This is a genomic window from Candidatus Brachybacter algidus (genome assembly GCF_016707225.1).
Lineage (GTDB): Bacteria > Bacteroidota > Bacteroidia > Chitinophagales > Saprospiraceae > Parvibacillus > Parvibacillus algidus.
Genome location: NZ_JADJID010000003.1, coordinates 438,208 through 457,291 on the forward strand (window position 1 = coordinate 438,208; position 19,084 = coordinate 457,291).

Below are 19,084 nucleotides of genomic sequence, written 5' to 3' on the forward strand. Positions count from 1 at the left end.
TTTGATACCAGACCATAGTCCTCAGCCCAAAAGTTTATAATAATTTTTTAATAGCCTTCTTAAATTGTTCCCCTCTGTCTTCGTAATTCTTGAACAGATCGAAACTTGAACATGCGGGAGACAACAATACCACATCACCTGATGTAGCTGCCTTCTGCGCTTTCAAAACTGCTTCCTGAGCAGATCCTGCCTCATCATATCCTTCTACCTCGTGACCGAACATGTCGATCAATTTTTGATTTTCTAAGCCCATGCATATCATCCACCTCACTTTATTTCTGACCAATTCACTCAGAATTGAATAGTCATTTCCTTTATCAATGCCTCCAACTATCCATACTATAGGCTTTTTCATTGCATCTAGTGCATACCAAACAGAATCGATATTGGTCGCTTTACTATCATTGATATAATCCACACCATCCACATTCGCCACAAATTCAAGTCTGTGTGCTAATCCCTGGAAGGTTGAGATACCACTCTCGACTGCTCTTTTCTTCAATCCAATTGACTCTAATGCCTCGATAGCTTGAGCAATATTAGATTGATTGTGTCTACCTCTTAGATTGCACTCACTGATATCGTAAGTAATTCCTTTATTGCTGGTAAATGTCTCTTCATTGATCTCCGCAGTTGAAGTGTAAATGACCTGAGCATTCGTCTGAATCTTTCCAAAATATTTCATCGATTCCTGATCATCTTTATTGAGGATAAGCAGATCCTCGGAACTTTGATTTTCTGTAATTCTAAACTTAGCTAATGCATACTTGCTCATATCATAATCATACCTGTCTAAATGATCAGGTGTGATATTAGTAATGATGGCAACTTTTGGATTAAAATGTACAATTTGGTCCAATTGAAAACTACTTAATTCGCATACATAGTAAGGAGATTTTGATGTAGCCAGCGTTCGAGCGAAACTATAACCAATATTTCCAACTAATTTTACATCCTGATCATCTTGCTCCATGACATGATATATCAGTGAAGAAAGTGTCGTTTTTCCATTGCTTCCGGTGATTCCTATGATCTGACCGTCACCGATATTTCTCCATGCGAATTCGATCTCTGAAATAACCTCTTTACCTGAAATACTAAAATCAGTCACAACCTTACTATCAGAAGGTACGCCTGGACTAACCACCATGAAATCAAAGGTATCAGCCAGATTCTCACTATGACCACCTTCTTCGAATGCAATGCCGGATCTTTTCAATTCTTCCCTAAATGGGCTAATTATTGGACCGGCATCACTAACCATTACCTCATAGCCAAGGCTAAGCCCAAGTAAGGCTGCCCCTACTCCGCTTTCTTTTCCTCCTATGATAATAATTGATGCCATAATAAATTTTAATTACCTGATTTTTAATGTAAGTATTGTCATTACTGCCAGTACGATGGATACAATCCAAAATCTGGTTACGATTTTGGCCTCGTGATAGCCTTGTTTTTGGAAATGGTGGTGAATAGGCGCCATCAAAAAGATACGCTTTCCTTCACCATATTTTTTCTTAGTATATTTGAAATAATATCTCTGAATTATTACTGAAAGATTTTCTACTACAAAGATTCCACACAACACAGGTAGTAATAACTCTTTGCGCAGTACAATAGCCAGAGCAGCTATAATACCTCCGAGTGTCAAACTCCCTGTATCACCCATGAATACTTTAGCAGGAAATGAATTGTGCCATAGAAACCCAGTACAAGCTCCTATAAAGCATGCACTGAAAATCACCAACTCTGATGAATTTGGAATAAAGAAAATATTGAGATATTCTGCAAATACTGAGTTGCCGGACAAATAAGCAAATACTGCCAACACTGCTCCAATCGTAGCCGAAACGCCCGTGGCAAGTCCATCTATACCATCTGTAAGATTCGCAGCATTACTGATGGCTGTAATAATGAATACTACCGAGGTGACAAACACGATCCATAATAAAGTCTGACTATTCATATTAAAGAAGTCAAACAGCTTTCCGTAGTCAAGTTGATTATTTTTAAAGAATGGTACGTTTGTAATTGCAGCTTTCGCATGAACCATTTCTACCATTTGACCTTTCATGTTTGGATCCTCAACCTCCACCGTTTTCACTACCTTATAACCTCCTGCAAGCGCTTCCTGTGGTGTCATTCTGATGGTAACATCATTGCTGATCAGCATTGTAAAGGCGACTATTAGTCCAAGACCAATTTGACCAATTACTTTAAAAATACCCTTGAGACCATCCTTGTCCTTTTTGACCACCTTGATATAGTCATCAATATAACCGATGCTTGCCATCCAAAGCGTGCTGATGAGCATTAGGATAACATATACATTGTCCAATCGGGCTACTAATAAGCATGGAACGACGATGGCAAGAACGATGATCACCCCACCCATAGTTGGAGTACCTTCTTTTTCTTTTTGGCCTGCGAGGCCAAGATCCCTAACGGATTCTCCGATTTGTTTTTTTCTAAGGTGGTTGATTATCTTTTTTCCAAAAACAATAGAGATGAATAGAGACAATACAATAGCAAGACCTGCGCGGAAAGTGATAAACCTGAATACTCCGGCTCCCGGTATATTCAAGTCTTTGTACAGATATTCAAATAAATAATACAGCATAATGCTCTTGTAACTTAGTCATAGTGCGCCTTCGCAGACGTACTTTATTTTAAGGTTTCTTGTGTGGGTTATTCTCAGTAATGTAAATTGGTGTTTCTTAGTCTATTAGATAAAAAGGTGAACAGGTGGCAAAAATGCATGTGCTAACACTAGAACCGATGTGGTAGCCATCTCAAATCTGACCAACCTGTCCATTCCAACCTTTTTTAAAAAATAGAACCTACTTCTTGTGGCAATACTTTAATTGCCTATTATATCTTCAATGACCTTCCGGTCGTCAAAATCATGTTTTACACCGTTTATCTCCTGGTAAGTCTCATGGCCTTTGCCTGCTACCAGAACGATGTCTCCTTTTTTTGCCAGCCTGAATGCTGTGTGGATGGCCTGTTTCCTGTCGTTTATGATCAGTACTTTCTCTCTATCATCCGCCGCAACTCCACTTTGCATGGCATCTGTAATGGATACAGGATCTTCTTTTCTTGGATTATCATCCGTAAAAATTGCCTCTTTGCTCCATTTAGCAGCCAAACCACCCATCACAGGCCTTTTCGCCCCGTCTCTATTGCCGCCGCAACCAACCACTGATATCAGAGAAGCTTGCTTCGTAACCATTGCATGAATAGTTTTCAAAACCTTTTCCAATGCATCTGGTGTGTGAGCGTAATCTACTATGTACAAGACACCTCTATTGATATCTCTAATGGTTTCGAATCTTCCTCTTGCTCCAGCCAGTGCGCTTAGCCCTGTAAGTATTTCTGTTTTAGAAAAACCAAGCAAGGAAGCTACCCCATAAGCGCAGACCACATTATATGCATTGAATTCACCGATAAGGCGAAGGTGCACATGAACCTGATCTATCTCCATCTCCAGTCCTTCAAGTGTATTTTCAAAGATCTTTCCTTTGAAGTCCGCACTTTTGCGGATACTGTAAGTGTATTGCTTTGCTTTTGTATTCTGAAGCATCACCATTCCTCTCTTATCATCTATATTAACCAGAGCAAAGCTCTCTCCTCTAAGACCATCAAAAAATGACTTTTTGGCTGCAATGTATTCATCAAAAGTGTTGTGATAATCAAGATGATCATGAGACATATTGGTAAATACGCCACCTTCAAATCTCAATCCACTGATCCTCTGCTGATGTGCAGCATGGGAGCTAACCTCCATGAACACATAATCGCAGCCGCCATCCGCCATCTTTGCCAGCAGCTCGTTCAGAGATACGGGATCAGGAGTCGTGTGCGTGGAAGGAATTACTTCAGTTCCAATTATATTTTCAACAGTAGATATTAAGCCTGCCCTGATTCCCATCAGGCTAAAAAGCTGGTGCAACAATGTCACTGTGGTCGTCTTACCATTGGTACCGGTGATACCGACAAGTTTAACCTTTTCAGATGGAGCACCATAATAAGCTGAGGCTATTAGACCTGCTGCTTTAGCACTATCTGAGACCTTGATCAGATCAACGCTCTCTTCATTGTAGTTAGCTGCTTTTTGAACAACTACCGCTATGGCGCCTGCTTTGATTGCTGAATCGATGTATTCATGTCCATCCTGGGTACTACCTTCGATGGCTATGAAAACATAATTCGCTTTAACCGTTCTTGAGTCTATGGCAATACCGCTGACGGTCATGTTACCATTGGAGCCATTGAAAGGTATGTTGGCGAGGTCGAATAAGGTGGATAAGTTCATGATGACTTATTGCAACTTAATAAATACTTTCTGCCCCGATACCTTTGTACCGGGTGGTATATTTTGTGCGGATACTCTACCGTATCCACTTACTTCTGCTATGAGGCCCTGCGATTCCAGAGCGAATAAAGCGTCTCTCAATCCCATCCCTTTTACATCCGGCACCTGGCCTTTTTGATCTATGTAACCTACCAGATTAACTTCTGCATCAGCTCTTTTTGTGATCACTAGATCAGTAGCTTTACCTTCAGTATACACAGGCACTCCCAATCTATTGAACACGCTAACAAAATCATTTCTATTGCCTCTTGCATCCTGAGGAAGTTGAGATGAAAATGCCGTTGCATTTTTACCAGGAGATGAAATATTGAAGAAATGAGGATCGAATGAAAGTACTTTGTCGGCGATTGATTTAAAGACCGGAAGAGCAACTTCTGATCCATGATAACCATGATCTCTAGGCTCCGTAATCGATACGCAAATGGAGTAAATAGGATTCTCTGCCGGAAAATATCCAATAAATGAAGCTCTGTATCTGCCTCTCTTTACACCACCATAATCTAGACTAGCCGTGCCCGTCTTGCCAGCGAAGGAGTAAAGATCATTTTTAAATTTCTTAGCCGTTCCTCTCAACACCACACCCTCTAAAAGTTCTTTTGCAAGGCGTATTGTAGTATCATTTGCAATCTTTTCCTCTAATACTTTTGGAAGGAAAGATTTTATTTCTTCACCATGAGACCATACACTTGACACCAAGTAAGGTTGCATCATTTTGCCGTCATTCGCAACTGCATTATAAAATGTAAGCATTTGGAGTGGCGTCAACTGTGTTTCATAACCGTGTGCCATCCAAGCCAGTGATGTGCGACTCCAAAGTTGTTTTAGATTATAAGGTGTCTTTATTAAAGGTTTTCCCTCACCAGCCAAATCAATACCTGTCAATTTATCCAGGTGAAACTGCTTTATTCTATTAATATATTGAAATACATCATTTCTGTTTTGACCATAACTTGCTACCACTGCTTTAGAGATACCTATGTTCGATGACTTTTCAAATGCTTCTCTCAAGGTGAGTGTCGCATGTCCATGTCCCTCAGAATCCTTCATCTCTCTGCCACTCACCATTGCCTTGCCATAGTTGACATCAACTTTATAATCAAGGTCTAACTTTTTGTCTTCCAGAATTGCCATCATTGAGGCTAGTTTAAAAGTAGAACCCGGCTCTGTACTGGCGCCTACAGCATAGTTGTAACTTTCCTGATATTTATCTCCATCTTTTTTCAAATTTGCCATTGCTTTTATTGCTCCGGTTTTTACTTCCATGACGATGACTGAGCCGTAACTTGCATTATGATATTCCAGAGCTTCCTGTAATGCACTTCTTGCGATGTCCTGCATTTGAACATTAAGAGTTGTTCTAACGTCATTACCGTTACGTGGCTCTATTTCAGTAAGATCGTTTATTGGGACCCACCTGTTTTTGGCAATGTATTGAACCATTCTTTTCCCGGCCTCTCCTTTGAGATCCTCATTGTATTTACCTTCGATACCAATCGGCATTGTATTGTCTCTGATATAACCGACAGTTCGCAAAGCCATATCCCCGTAGGGTCTAACTCTCTGAGGTTTCACCTCGAAGATGGCACCGGATTTGTTTCTTCCTAATCTAAACAATGGAAAATTTTTAACCATCTTCATTTTAGAGTGCGAAATCCCTTTTGCTAAACACAGATAGCGTTCATTTTGCGATCTCTTCTTCAGTATCCAGCTTTTAACTTCGTATTGACTCAGATTTGGATTAAGATATTTTGAAATGTAGAAAGCAAGAGAATCAATATTTTTTGCAAAAATGTCTCCTTCCTTCTTCATAAAATGCTTATCCTTCTCCTTCATTTCTTTTACATACTGTCTGGAGGCTGTAGGATCGAAATACACGTCATAGAAAGGCATTGAAGTGGCAAGTAGCTCACCATTGTCAGCCAAAATATTTCCACGATCCGCATTAATATCTATTGCTTTGATATGCCATTCACGGCCAAGGTCTCTGTAGTATTTGCCTTTGACAACACTAATATTGATCACCTGAGCGATGGTCAATACCGCTAAAGCTCCGAACACAATCAATACAATGTTTGAATTGCGTACTACCTCATTTTTATTGTCAATAGGGGCCTTCATTAATGCTCGTTAACGACGATTTGGACAGGTTTTTTTCCTCTTAATCCCAATTCCTGATCGATCAATTTTTGTTGAACGGAAGAATAGATACTGCTTTGTACGAGATCACTCTTCAAGGAAAGGTATTCCCAGTTCAGTTCTTTAATTTCGTTTTTCAGTGAGATTATTCGGCTGACTTTATTTTCAGCACTGTGAGAATTGGCTATGTAAAATAAGCCAAGTAAAGAAAGGAAACAAATGAAGGGAATGTTCCTTTTAAGCATGTCCAAACCAAAATCGTCGAGCCAATTTCGATTTTCTTTAATAATTTTTTTCATCGTTTGTAGTTTCTAGTTTTGAGACCTTAGTCCCTAAAGCAGAAAAGCCTGCTTTAAAAAATATAAAAAAATGTTTTCTTAGTCCTTTGTGTCCCGGTACTTTGTGACTTCCACTATCTTCAGGTAAAATTTACTCTTCAGACTTTCTCGCTACTCTAAGTTTAGCACTACGTGCTCTGCTATTGATCTTTAATTCCGCTTGCGAAGCTTCTATTGGCTTTTTTGTTATGATCGTAAACGGTCTGTAAATATTACCGTAATCATCTTTTTCCAACTCACCCTCTACGTTGCCTGTTTTAAAAAAGTTCTTTACTATCCTATCTTCCAACGAATGAAAGCTAATGACAGCTAGTGTTCCGTTCTCTTTTAAAATATCGTAGGCATCATTAAGCATTTCCTCCAGGGCCGTTAGTTCATCATTCACTTCGATTCTAAGTGCCTGAAAAACCTGAGCCAGATATTTGGCTCTATTGCCTTTTATCACAGATTCTATACAGTGAATAAATTCCTCAATGGTTTTGATCTTCATTTTGAGCCGCCCTTCGCAAATACACTTTACTAGTGTTTTTGTATTTCGGACTTCACCAAGATTTTGAAAAAGATCAGTAAGCTCGTCTTCGCTATAAGTCATTACAACATCAGCAGCTGTGAGCTTTTGAGCCTGATTCATCCTCATATCCAGGTCACCCTGAAATCTGAATGAAAACCCTCTTTCGCCTTTGTCAAACTGGTGTGAAGAAACTCCGATATCCGCTAAAATACCATCGACCTGAGTAACTCCTTCCACTCTTAACACTCGCTTTAGGTGTCTAAAATTGCTATGGATGAAGATCATTCTTTCATCTTCCGACACATTCTGAACTGCTTCCAGATCCTGATCCAGCACATATATGCGGCCATTTTCATCAAGCTTCTCCAGAATTGCCCTACTATGTCCTCCACCACCAAAAGTAACATCAACATATATACCCGAAGGATTTATGTTTAATGCTTCAATGGTTTCCTCCAAGAGCACCGGAAGATGATAAACATCCATATCTATTCTTGTTCTACTGAGAATTCGTCCCGATTGCCTAAAAGTCGATCAGACAATTGCGCAAAATTATCCGGTTCCATATCAGCCCACTCATAATAAGTAGCCTTGTCCCAGATTTCGACACGATCCATGTAACCAAACAGAACAACTTCCTTTGTGATACCCGCGAATTCCAGAAGAGGCTTTGGTAGAAGAATGCGCTCAGCTGAATCTGTAGCTACATCTCTAAGTCCTCTAAAAAAATAACGGATAAAGTTTCGTTCCTCTGTTACGAAAGAGTTGAGGTTATTTACCTTATCTACTATTCTATCCCAAACTTTCTCGGGATATAACATTAAACATTTTTCAAAACCACGGTTGACAAAAAACTTATACGGCGGGTTTCCACCCACGTTTCGAAGCAAAGCAGAAGGTAGTTTAATCCTTCCTTTATCATCGACGCTACATTCGTATTCTCCGTAAAGTTGGTGCATCAATTAGGTTCTAACAAATCATTTACTGTTCTAATGCCTCAAAAATATACCTTCCTCCCACTTTATTCCACATATTCCCCCAAATATTTTCAAATATTATACAAATTATTGTTTTTCATATATGAATATCAACAAGAAGATGCTACAATGTCACTATTTTGATTACACATTAACATATTTTAATTATATCTATATCAAAGATAGTGTAAAACAGTGATCTAAGTATGAAGTTTAATTATAAGATTACGATATAGTTAAATCATAAAGGTAGTGGTAAATTGTGGGAGTTTAACAATTAAAGCCCTATAAAGAACCGAAATCCAGTTGGTTAAAAGCCAGAAAATATAGAATTTGTTAAGAATTGAGCATCAAGAGCACAATAGCAGAGCAACATGAGTAAGAAATCAATATTAAGGGGACAATGAGAAGCAAAATATTGAAAAAGCAAGCTATAAGAAAGCGATCAGCTTCAACTAAATTATTAAATGACTATTTATATATATCTGATTGATAATATATTACAAGCATTAATTTGCTTTTAATAACTTTTTATTCTTTGAAAAAGGGTAATAGTAGGCTCTTATTAGCCACCATCTAAAGATGGAGACAATTGAACGCGAAGCATGATGTTTATAGCTAGAATTGAAGAACTCTTAATATATAGAGTAAATTCAACTGAATATTATTCCATTGCCTTTGACTTTAGCCATAGGTTAAAAAATCTGAAATTGATATGATTCTTAAAATCAACTATAAAAAAGCCAAGTGACAGCCGAAACCACTTCTTTCCCCCATTTTGTTTCTGTATGACGACCTTTTGGATCGATGGTAAGTTTGACGTCGATCACTTTTTGAAAGAAATCTTGAGCTTCTAGATTATGCTTCAATCGGCGCATAGAAGGAAGCATGGATGCGCTTTCCTTACCACCTGCATATAAATAAATCTTAGTGTGAAAGGGTGTGAAAAATCTGAGAGTCTCAATATGCGAATTCTGAATGATCCATAATGAAGGACTGAAGATCATTAATTTTCCGAAAATATCAGGGAACATTATTCCGGCATAGATAGAAATAAGCCCCCCCATGGACGAACCACCAATTCCGGTATTTTCCCTTTGCGGCAACGTTCTGTATTTACTGTCAATATAAGGCTTGACACAATTCACTATATCGCGAAGATACTTTTGACCATCGGCCTTTCCGACCCGTGTCCCATTTATCGGTGTAAATTCCTTTATTCGTTCCTGACCACCGTGATCTATAGCAACAACAATAACATTATTTTTACCGCCTGCAGATAATTGGGCAATCTTTTGGTCAAGGCTCCAATTCCCAAAAGGGGCTGATTTATCCCAAAGATTTTGTCCATCATTTAAATATAAGACCTTATATCTTTTATCCGGATTAATGTAATAATTATAAGGCAATAATACTTGAATTGCTCTTCTGGAAGGTAGGGATGGAAATAAAAAATCATTGACTTTTTCTATAATTGGAAGAAAACGATTGTAATCGGAATTTCCATTATATCTGAATCTGGCGACTTTATCTGAAACGCTTCTCACCCGTTTGGTTAGAGTGCGGTTTTTTGTTTTTTGTCCGGTACGAGTTATTTCTTCGTTCTCCCAGTTACCTTTAGCATATTTATATTCTATTGGATAGGAAATTTCGGAAGGCAAACTTACTTTCAACTCGTATTTGCCCTCAGCGATTTTTTTCATACGATATCTGGGATCTGTAGGATCCCAGTTATTAAACGAACCCGAAACATAGATTTCTCTTCCATCATCTTCGAGCGTCGTCAACCTAAAAGCCATATTAGTTGATGACATGTTTTGAATGAATTTTGTCAGGCTTTTTATCAAATTGATATGTTAAAAAATGCATCTATTCAGCACTTAATGAATAAGTTTCTAAATAGATGCATTATTGGTAGAATGTCCGCGGGCAAAGCTTACAGACCGAAAGTCGACTTTATTTTATCTACAAAATCAAGTTTCTCCCAAGTAAACAATTCAACTTCCATTGAAAGTTCATTTTTTCGTCCTTTATTGAAAGTTTTTGTTACTATCTGGTTTTCACGGCCCATATGACCATATGAAGCAGTTTCGCTATAAATAGGATTTCTTAATTTCAATCTTTGTTCGATTGCATATGGACGTAAGTCAAATACCTCCTCGATTTTTTAGCGATCTCGCCATCTGTCATGTCTATCTTAGCTGTGCCGTAAGTATTCACATATACTCCACAAGGCTTTGCTACACCGATAGCATAAGAAACCTGAACTAATACTTCATCGCAAAGCCCGGCAGCCACCATATTTTTGGCAATATGACGTGTAGCATATGCTGCACTTCGATCCACTTTAGATGGATCTTTACCAGAAAAAGCCCCACCACCATGTGCTCCTTTACCACCATAGGTATCTACGATGATCTTTCTACCAGTAAGACCGGTATCACCATGAGGTCCGCCAATTACGAATTTTCCTGTTGGGTTAATGTGGTAAATAATATCGTCATTAAATAAAGCCTGAATTTCAGTACTTAATTGATTTTTAACTCTTGGGATAAGGACAGCAATGATGTCAGCTTTGATCTTTGCAAGCATCGCCTCATCATTATCATCGAAACCATCATGTTGTGTTGATATTACGATAGTCTCTATCCTTAGTGGCTTATTATTGTCATCATACTCTATCGTCACCTGACTTTTGGCATCAGGCCTTAGGTAAGTAATTTCCTTATTTTCACGTCTGATTACAGCTAGCTCTTCAAGTAATTTGTGTGCAAGATCCAATGCCAAAGGCATATAATTGCTTGTTTCATTGGTTGCATATCCAAACATCATACCTTGATCGCCGGCACCTTGTTCTTCTGGACTTTTTCTTTCCACACCTTGATTGATATCAGGAGATTGCTCATGAATCGCAGAGAATATTCCGCAAGAATTTGCCTCAAACATATACTCACTCTTCGTGTATCCGATCTTTCTTATCACTTCTCTAGCGATCTCTTGAACATCAAGATATGCATCAGACTTAACTTCACCTGCCAAAACCACTTGCCCTGTAGTTACCAACGTTTCACAAGCGACCTTACTGTTTTTGTCGTATGCTAAAAAATGATCGATAAGCGCGTCAGATATTTGATCTGCTACCTTATCCGGATGTCCTTCTGAAACTGATTCTGAAGTGAATAAATATGACATATAGTTGTTTTTTTAATTTGAGCGGCAAAGGTAATAAAAATATAAATAGATTAAAAGGATATGAGTATTTCAGTATTTCAGTATGTCAGTATTAGAGTTAACCAGTGTAATAGTTAATCGGTGTCCATGTAATAAAAACAAAACCAGAGATTTCAAGAAAAAGCAGATTATTATAGTTAACCCAAATACTCCATTACTATAATACTAATACTATTATACCATTACTACTAATACTATTATACTATTATACTCTATTTGAACAGTTTTTTGATCTTAGCGTTACCTGAATATAAAAAATAATTTACAAAATATAATGGACAATAATTCTAACGATTCAAGCAAGTGCCCATATCTTGCTACTAAAGAAAAAAACAATGTCGGTGGCGGGGGAACACACACTCGTGATTGGTGGCCAAACCAATTAAAGATCAACATTCTACGACAGCATTCATCTAAATCTAACCCGATGGGCGAAGACTTCAACTATGCAGAGGCTTTCAAAAGCCTGGATTATGAAGGCCTGAAAAAAGATTTGAATGCACTGATGACTGACAGTAAGGATTGGTGGCCAGCAGATTTTGGGCATTATGGACCGTTATTTGTACGAATGGCTTGGCATAGTGCCGGAACCTACAGAGTATTTGATGGACGTGGCGGTGCAGGTCAAGGTCAACAGCGATTTGCACCACTTAATAGTTGGCCCGATAATGTCAGCTTGGATAAAGCAAGACGTCTACTTTGGCCAATCAAACAAAAATATGGCGACAAAATTTCCTGGGCTGATCTCTTGGTTCTTGCAGGAAACGTCGCTTTGGAAAGTATGGGCTTTAAAACTTTCGGTTTTGCCGGAGGAAGAGCTGATGTATGGGAGCCAAATGAAGATGTATATTGGGGATCTGAAACGACCTGGTTAGGAGGTGATGACAGATATGCACATGGCTCTGATGGAGTGGATAAAGCTCACGGAGTTGTTTCATCAGACGACAATGCCGATGGACAAATTCACAGTCGTGACTTAGAAAAACCATTGGGCGCAGTTCAGATGGGTCTTATATATGTGAATCCGGAAGGTCCCGATGGCAATCCGGACCCAATAGCTGCAGCGAAAGACATAAGAGATACTTTCAAAAGAATGGCCATGGATGATGAAGAGACGGTAGCGCTCATCGCTGGGGGTCACTCATTCGGAAAAACTCACGGCGCGGCTTCAGCTGATCACGTTGGCAAGGAACCGGAAGCTCAGACGATTGAATCACAAGGATTAGGATGGAATAGTAGTTTTGGCAGTGGATCCGGCCGTGACGCTATCACAAGCGGTCTTGAAGTAACTTGGACTACCACACCGACAAAATGGAGTAATGATTTCTTCGAAATTCTATTTGGAAATGAATGGGAATTAACAAAAAGCCCTGCAGGTGCACATCAATGGGTCGCTAAAAGTGGTGAGGAGATCATCCCGGATGCTTTTGATAAAGACAAAAAGCAACGTGCTACAATGCTAACGACGGATCTATCTTTAAGATTAGATCCGGCATATGAAAAAATATCCAGAAGATTTTTGGAAAACCCGGATCAATTTGCTGATGCTTTTGCACGCGCATGGTTTAAACTCACACATCGTGATATGGGTCCACGAGAAAGATATATTGGTCCTGAAGTACCTTCTGAAGTACTAATATGGCAAGATCCAATTCCTGCAGTAGATCATGAGCTTGTGAATGAAGCTGACATAGCGGCATTAAAAGATAAGATACATGCTTCAGGTTTGACTGTTTCAGAACTTGTTTCTACAGCATGGGCTTCTGCATCTACTTTCAGAAGTTCAGACAAAAGAGGTGGTGCCAATGGAGCCAGAATTCGTCTTGCGCCTCAAAAATATTGGAAAATCAACTCTTCAGGCTCCATCTCCAAGGTATTAGATACTCTTGAAAAAATACAAGGAGAATTTAATGGTTCAGGTAATGGCAAGAAAATCTCACTGGCTGACTTGATTGTCTTAGCTGGAAATGCAGCAGTAGAGAAAGCAGCAAAACAAGGTGGACATGACAAGAGTGTTGCATTTACTCCAGGAAGAATGGATGCTAGTCAGGAACAAACTGATGTTGAATCCTTCTCTTACATGGAGCCATTAGCCGATGGATTCAGAAACTATAAATTAAGCAATTATCCGGTAGCTACTGAAGCGATGTTGATAGATAAAGCACAACTTTTAGATCTTACCGGACCTGAATTGACAGTTCTGGTTGGTGGGCTGCGAGTATTGGGCAACAACTTTGACCAATCTTCTCACGGAGCTCTTACTGAAAGAAAGGGCGTATTAAGCAATGACTTTTTTGTCAATTTGCTTGACATGGACACGACATGGAAAGCTGCTTCAGATGATCAGGAATTATTTGAAGGAAGAGGTAGATATAATGGCGACTTGAAATGGACAGCGACCAGAGCCGATCTTGTATTTGGTTCCAGTTCAGAGCTTAGGGCATTTTCAGAAGTGTATGCAAGTGCCGATGTTGGAGATAAATTTGTTTCCGACTTTGTTGCTGCATGGACGAAGGTCATGAATGCTGACCGCTTTGATTTGAAATAATTTTCGTCGAAGTAATGATAATTAATAGGTGGTCAAATAAAATGGTCACCTATTTTTTTTAGCTTTGTCATTAATTACTCATAAAGAATAATTTATCATTTACCATTTGTAATTTGTAATTTATAATTTACCATTCCTCAAATGCCTGATCTCGATCAACCAATAGAATATGTAAAAGGAATAGGACCAAGAAAAGCTGAATTGCTCAAAAAGGCTTTCAGTGTTACAACAGTGGGTGATCTTATCCTTCAATATCCTTTCAGGTACATCGATAAGACAAATATTACCTTGATAAAAAACATCAAACCAACAGATGAGTGGGTATTGATCAAAGCAAAGGTGACCAACTTTGATCTGATTGGAAGCTCAAAAGGCCGTCTGGTTGCTTTTGTAACTGATGGTTCCGGCTTCATGGAACTCGTCTGGTTTCAGGGCATTAAATGGATCCAACCCATGTTGGCCATTGGAAAAGAATTTCTGATCTACGGCAAGATCAATGTCTTTAATAACAAAATAAGCTTGCCGCATCCAGAACTAGAATCTAATACAAGTCAGGATGCTATTTCAGAAGTGTTAATGCCTATTTATTCTACTACAGATCCTTTGAATCGTGCCGGATTTGATATGAAGTTCCGTAGAGGGCTGATGGAAAGTTGGATGAAGTCCATTACTCCATATCAATTTCCTGAAATGCTGCCTGATGCGTTGATCGATCATTATAAATTTCCTGCGCGTATTGATGCTATCAGGCAAATGCATTTTCCGAAGAATCTAGCAGAAGCAGCCAGAGCAAAAGACAGACTGATCTTCGAAGAATTCTTTATAAATCAGGCTTCCCTGATGATCCAGAAATTATACAGAAAGAATAACATAAAAGGCTACGTTTTCGGACAGATCGGTCATTACTTTAACACGTTTTACAAGGACCATCTGCCGTTCGAACTTACAAATGCTCAAAAAAGGGTCATTAAAGAGATCAGGATCGACAGTGGTTCTGGCTTTCAACTCAACAGATTGCTGCAGGGTGATGTAGGCAGCGGAAAAACAATTGTAGCCCTCATGGCTTCACTCATCGCCATCGACAATGGTTATCAGGTCTGTATCATGGCGCCTTTGGAGATCCTTGCTCAACAGCATTTCAGGTCTATCAAAAAACTCGTCGAACCACTAGGATTAAAAGTTGAATTGCTGACCGGAAGCACGAAGAAAAAAGAAAGAGTTGAATTGCTTAAGCGACTCGAGTCCGGAGACATCCAACTCCTCATCGGCACACATGCCGTCATCGAGCCTCCGGTGATCTTCAAACAATTGGGCCTCGTCATCATAGATGAGCAACATAGATTTGGCGTGGAACAACGCGCCGCTCTATGGCGTAAAGCCACTCCCCTGCCCCCGCATGTCATAGTCATGACGGCAACTCCAATCCCAAGGACGCTTGCCATGTCGGTCTATGGCGATCTGGATGTGAGTGTTATTGACGAATTGCCACCGGGAAGAAAACCCATCAAAACACTTCATTTTAATGAAATGAAACGAACAGAAATGGAAATGTTGATGCACCGGGAACTAGCCATCGGTCGTCAGGCATTTGTCGTCTTCCCTTTAATTGAAGAAAGCGAGAAAGTCGATCTTGAAAATCTTCAAATGGGTTACGACAGATTATTCATTTCATTTCCACCACCGAAATATCAAATCTCCGTCGTCCATGGCAGAATGAAAGCAGCCGATAAAGAACATGAAATGCAACGTTTCGTTAAGCATCAGACCAACATCCTTGTCGCCACCACCGTCATTGAAGTTGGAGTAGATATTCCCAATGCTTCAGTCATGGTCATTGAAAATGCTGACAGATTCGGATTGTCCCAGTTGCACCAGCTGCGCGGACGCGTCGGTCGTGGTGCTGACCAATCTTATTGCATTCTCATGACAGGTTTTAAACTTTCCGCAGATGGAAAGACCCGTGTTAAGACAATGGAAGAAACGGATAATGGATTTACGATCGCTGAAGTCGATATGCAGTTGCGTGGTCCGGGCAATATAGAAGGCACCCAACAAAGTGGCAGTAATGAGTTTCAATTGGCCAATTTATTGACACATCAAGCAATCTTTAAGGCAGCCAATGACGCCGCCATGAAGATCATTACTGAAGATCCTAAGTTAGAAAAGCCACAAAATAAAGGCCTTCGAGAATTTTTAAGTACAAGGTTCAGAAAGAATAAGGACTGGTCGAAAATTGGGTGATAAAAATTTTGAATGGTGAATGGTGAATTATAAATGAGGAAAGCGGGCTGAACTTCCTGATCTGATGAGCAGGCAAATCAATTTTAATATTTGAAAATATACTTTCAAGGTAAACACTTCTTAAAAAACAAAAAGTCAAACAGTAATCCTCAATTATTGTAAATCCTGTCGGCATTTCAACACCATTTGGCGATAAAATCTTCCTAACTTATTTATAATTTCGATCTTCGCATTTAAGATCAAAGATTACTATGGCTAAATTTTTCCCATTATTACTTTTAATGTTGCTTTTACCTGTTTTTTGCGCCGCTCAAGACAAAATATCTACCATAGATTCTGTCAAAAAAACCTGCACCATTGTCAAAATAAATGATGGTGATGCACCTAAAATAGACGGTGATTTAACCGATGGCGTCTGGAATCTCACCAAAGAATACGGAGATTTCACATTGCTGGAGCCCAACCCTGGCGGACAACCTTCACAGCCTACATATTTCAAATTGTTATACGACAATACAGCTTTTTATGTTTATGCAAAAATGGTGGACAATCCGGAGAACATCCTTAAAGAACTTGCCCAAAGAGATAATTACAACAATACAGATTTCATTGGCATCATCTTCGACCCTTACGCCGCCGGCACCAATGGATTTGGCTTCTATGTATCGCCGCGAAATCTTCAACTAGATGCAAGATATGTTTCTTTGGATGAAGATGATAGTTGGGACGGGATTTGGGAAAGTGCTGCCAAAGAAGTAAATGATGGATGGCAGATCGAAATGCGTATTCCTTTTTCGCAACTGCGTTTCCCAAAACAAGACATTCAAAACTGGAATATCAATCTAGTCCGCCAGATGAAAAAAAGCAGGGAAAAAGGCACATGGGTCAAAGTTGACCCAACTATCTCCGGTTTTCTGAATCAAAGCGGCCACCTTGAAGGGCTGAAAAACATACAATCTCCACTAAGACTTTCTCTATTCCCTTATGTTTCTGCATATTATGCCCCGGAATCCAATAAAGAGTTTAAAATATCAGGTGGGCTCGACCTAAAATATGGTATCAATGATGCATTCACTTTAGACCTTACACTCATACCTGATTTTGGACAAGTTTCCTTTGACGAGCAGGTAAATAACCTCGGCCCTTTTGAAGTTTTCTTTGAAGAACGACGACCATTCTTTACAGAAGGCCTGGAGTTATTTTCCAGGGCAGAATTATTTTATTCTAGAAGGATTGCCGGAGACAACAATTACTTCAACAAATATGGCGTCCCTGAAGGAAAATCAATCCAGGACTACCCTACTAAAAACAAACTACTCAACGCTTTCAAGCTAACCGGGCGGGACAAAGACGGTCTTGGAGTTGGTGTGTTCAATGCCATCGAAGGCAGATCCTATGCCACTTTAAAAGACAACGAAACTGGTGAAACAGAAAAGTTACTGATCAATTCGGTTTCTAATTTCAATATGATTGTCCTGGATAAAAACCTGAAGAATAATTCCTATATCTCCTTTATCAATACCAACGTCATACGTCAAGGGGAATTCCGGGATGCAAATGTATCCGGAATAGATTTTGATATCCGAAATAAAAAACAGAATTATTTTGTCAAGGGTAATGGTTCCTTTTCATACATAAGTGAAAAAGAAATTGCAAAACCAGGTTATAAATATGTAATAGACGTAGGTAAGAATAGTGGAAATTTTACTTATGACTTACTATATCAGGAGATTTCTAAGAGGTATGACCCTACAGATATGGGCTTCTTGGGCATTTTTAATAACAGATCTACGATCCTAAATATTGCTTATTCTACTTACGTACAAAGTAAATATCGGAACAAATCTACAAGTTCTTTCAGTGTCCAATATGATCGCCAGTTAAAACCCGATGTTTTTGCAAATTTTGCTTTGGAGACAGGTCATTTTTATCTTGACAGAAATTTTAATGCCGCGCAGGTCACCATCCGCGCTGAACCTGTCATCACGTATGATTATTACGAGCCTCGAAGGAGTGATTTTAGCAGATATTATACGTATCCCACCAATATAATGGTCAGGTCATTTATATCGAGTGACTACAGGAAGCCTTTTGCATTGGATGCTTCATACAATTACAGACAATGGAATGAAGATGGTCGATTACAACACAACATGGACCTAAGCCCTAGAATACGCTTCAACGATCATTTTTCGATCTTTGGCACAGTTGGATTTAATAAGCTGCTCAATGATGTAGGTTATGCATACACCAATCAACTCGATAACGAATTCTTTGACCAGGGAGACATTATATTTAGTGTACGGGATATTAAAACAATTGAACTTGGCTTAAACCCCATTATTCTCATCAATCCCAACCTTAACTTTTCACTCAGAATCAGAAATTATTGGTCTCAGGTCAAATTCGACAAATATGAAAAACTTGGATTAGATGGATATTTAGTACCAAATTTACTAGAACCTACCGGAAATAATAAGTTTTCAGTAGTTGAATTTACCAATTTTGAAGCAAGAGCCAACTGGAGATTTGCACCGGGTAGTGACATTGTTCTCGCATGGAATAGCGGTAATTCAGACTTTTCGGACAATTCCAATCGCTACTGGAAGTCCTATAACGGTTTTCTTAACAAGATCAAAGGCAATAGTATTTCAATCAGATTTAACTATTTTCTCGATTATGCTCAGTTTGTTAAGCATCACAAATCATAGAGATTAATGGATAATTAAA

11 protein-coding genes and 1 pseudogene are annotated in these 19,084 nt (G+C 39.1%); 3 read left to right on the plus strand and 9 right to left on the minus strand.

Annotated features, from left to right (window positions below; all coding sequences use genetic code 11):
• Positions 1–34: 34 nt before the first annotated feature.
• From murD to metK, 9 genes and pseudogenes are all read right to left on the minus strand, one after another.
• Positions 35–1,345, minus strand: coding sequence for a UDP-N-acetylmuramoyl-L-alanine--D-glutamate ligase (gene murD / locus IPI15_RS11765; protein WP_287403898.1), 1,311 nt, complete (start codon positions 1,343–1,345; stop codon positions 35–37).
• A 12-nt stretch (positions 1,346–1,357) separates the two neighbouring features.
• Positions 1,358–2,617 (minus strand): phospho-N-acetylmuramoyl-pentapeptide-transferase, encoded by a 1,260-nt coding sequence (gene mraY, locus IPI15_RS11770; protein ID WP_287403896.1) that lies wholly within the window; start codon positions 2,615–2,617, stop codon positions 1,358–1,360.
• A gap of 240 nt (positions 2,618–2,857) precedes the next feature.
• Positions 2,858–4,312 (minus strand): UDP-N-acetylmuramoyl-L-alanyl-D-glutamate--2,6-diaminopimelate ligase, encoded by a 1,455-nt coding sequence (locus tag IPI15_RS11775; RefSeq protein WP_287420435.1) that lies wholly within the window; start codon positions 4,310–4,312, stop codon positions 2,858–2,860.
• A 6-nt stretch (positions 4,313–4,318) separates the two neighbouring features.
• Positions 4,319–6,490: a PASTA domain-containing penicillin-binding protein gene (locus tag IPI15_RS11780; RefSeq protein WP_287420437.1), complete on the minus strand. Its 2,172-nt coding sequence runs from the start codon at positions 6,488–6,490 to the stop codon at positions 4,319–4,321.
• On the minus strand, positions 6,490–6,807 hold the full coding sequence (locus tag IPI15_RS11785; RefSeq protein WP_287403891.1) for an FtsL-like putative cell division protein: 318 nt from the start codon (positions 6,805–6,807) through the stop codon (positions 6,490–6,492). Before IPI15_RS11785 ends, IPI15_RS11780 begins: the two co-directional genes overlap by 1 nt.
• Positions 6,808–6,937: 130 nt before the next feature.
• Positions 6,938–7,843: a 16S rRNA (cytosine(1402)-N(4))-methyltransferase RsmH gene (rsmH, locus tag IPI15_RS11790; RefSeq protein ID WP_287420439.1), complete on the minus strand. Its 906-nt coding sequence runs from the start codon at positions 7,841–7,843 to the stop codon at positions 6,938–6,940.
• Between the two features lie 2 nt (positions 7,844–7,845).
• Entirely contained in the window at positions 7,846–8,316 is a 471-nt protein-coding gene (mraZ, locus tag IPI15_RS11795; protein ID WP_287403889.1) for a division/cell wall cluster transcriptional repressor MraZ, read from the minus strand.
• Positions 8,317–9,062: 746 nt separating this feature from the next.
• Entirely contained in the window at positions 9,063–10,148 is a 1,086-nt protein-coding gene (locus tag IPI15_RS11800) for an alpha/beta hydrolase (RefSeq protein WP_287420441.1), read from the minus strand.
• 122 nt (positions 10,149–10,270) lie between these two features.
• Positions 10,271–11,526 (minus strand): annotated as a pseudogene (metK, locus tag IPI15_RS11805) (methionine adenosyltransferase).
• Between the two features lie 313 nt (positions 11,527–11,839).
• Between metK and katG the strand changes: the two are divergent.
• From katG to IPI15_RS11820, 3 genes are all read left to right on the plus strand, one after another.
• Positions 11,840–14,113 (plus strand): catalase/peroxidase HPI, encoded by a 2,274-nt coding sequence (katG, locus tag IPI15_RS11810; RefSeq protein ID WP_287420443.1) that lies wholly within the window; start codon positions 11,840–11,842, stop codon positions 14,111–14,113.
• A gap of 141 nt (positions 14,114–14,254) precedes the next feature.
• Positions 14,255–16,354: an ATP-dependent DNA helicase RecG gene (recG, locus tag IPI15_RS11815; RefSeq protein ID WP_287420444.1), complete on the plus strand. Its 2,100-nt coding sequence runs from the start codon at positions 14,255–14,257 to the stop codon at positions 16,352–16,354.
• A 251-nt stretch (positions 16,355–16,605) separates the two neighbouring features.
• Positions 16,606–19,065: a DUF5916 domain-containing protein gene (locus IPI15_RS11820; RefSeq protein WP_287403882.1), complete on the plus strand. Its 2,460-nt coding sequence runs from the start codon at positions 16,606–16,608 to the stop codon at positions 19,063–19,065.
• Positions 19,066–19,084: the final 19 nt, after the last annotated feature.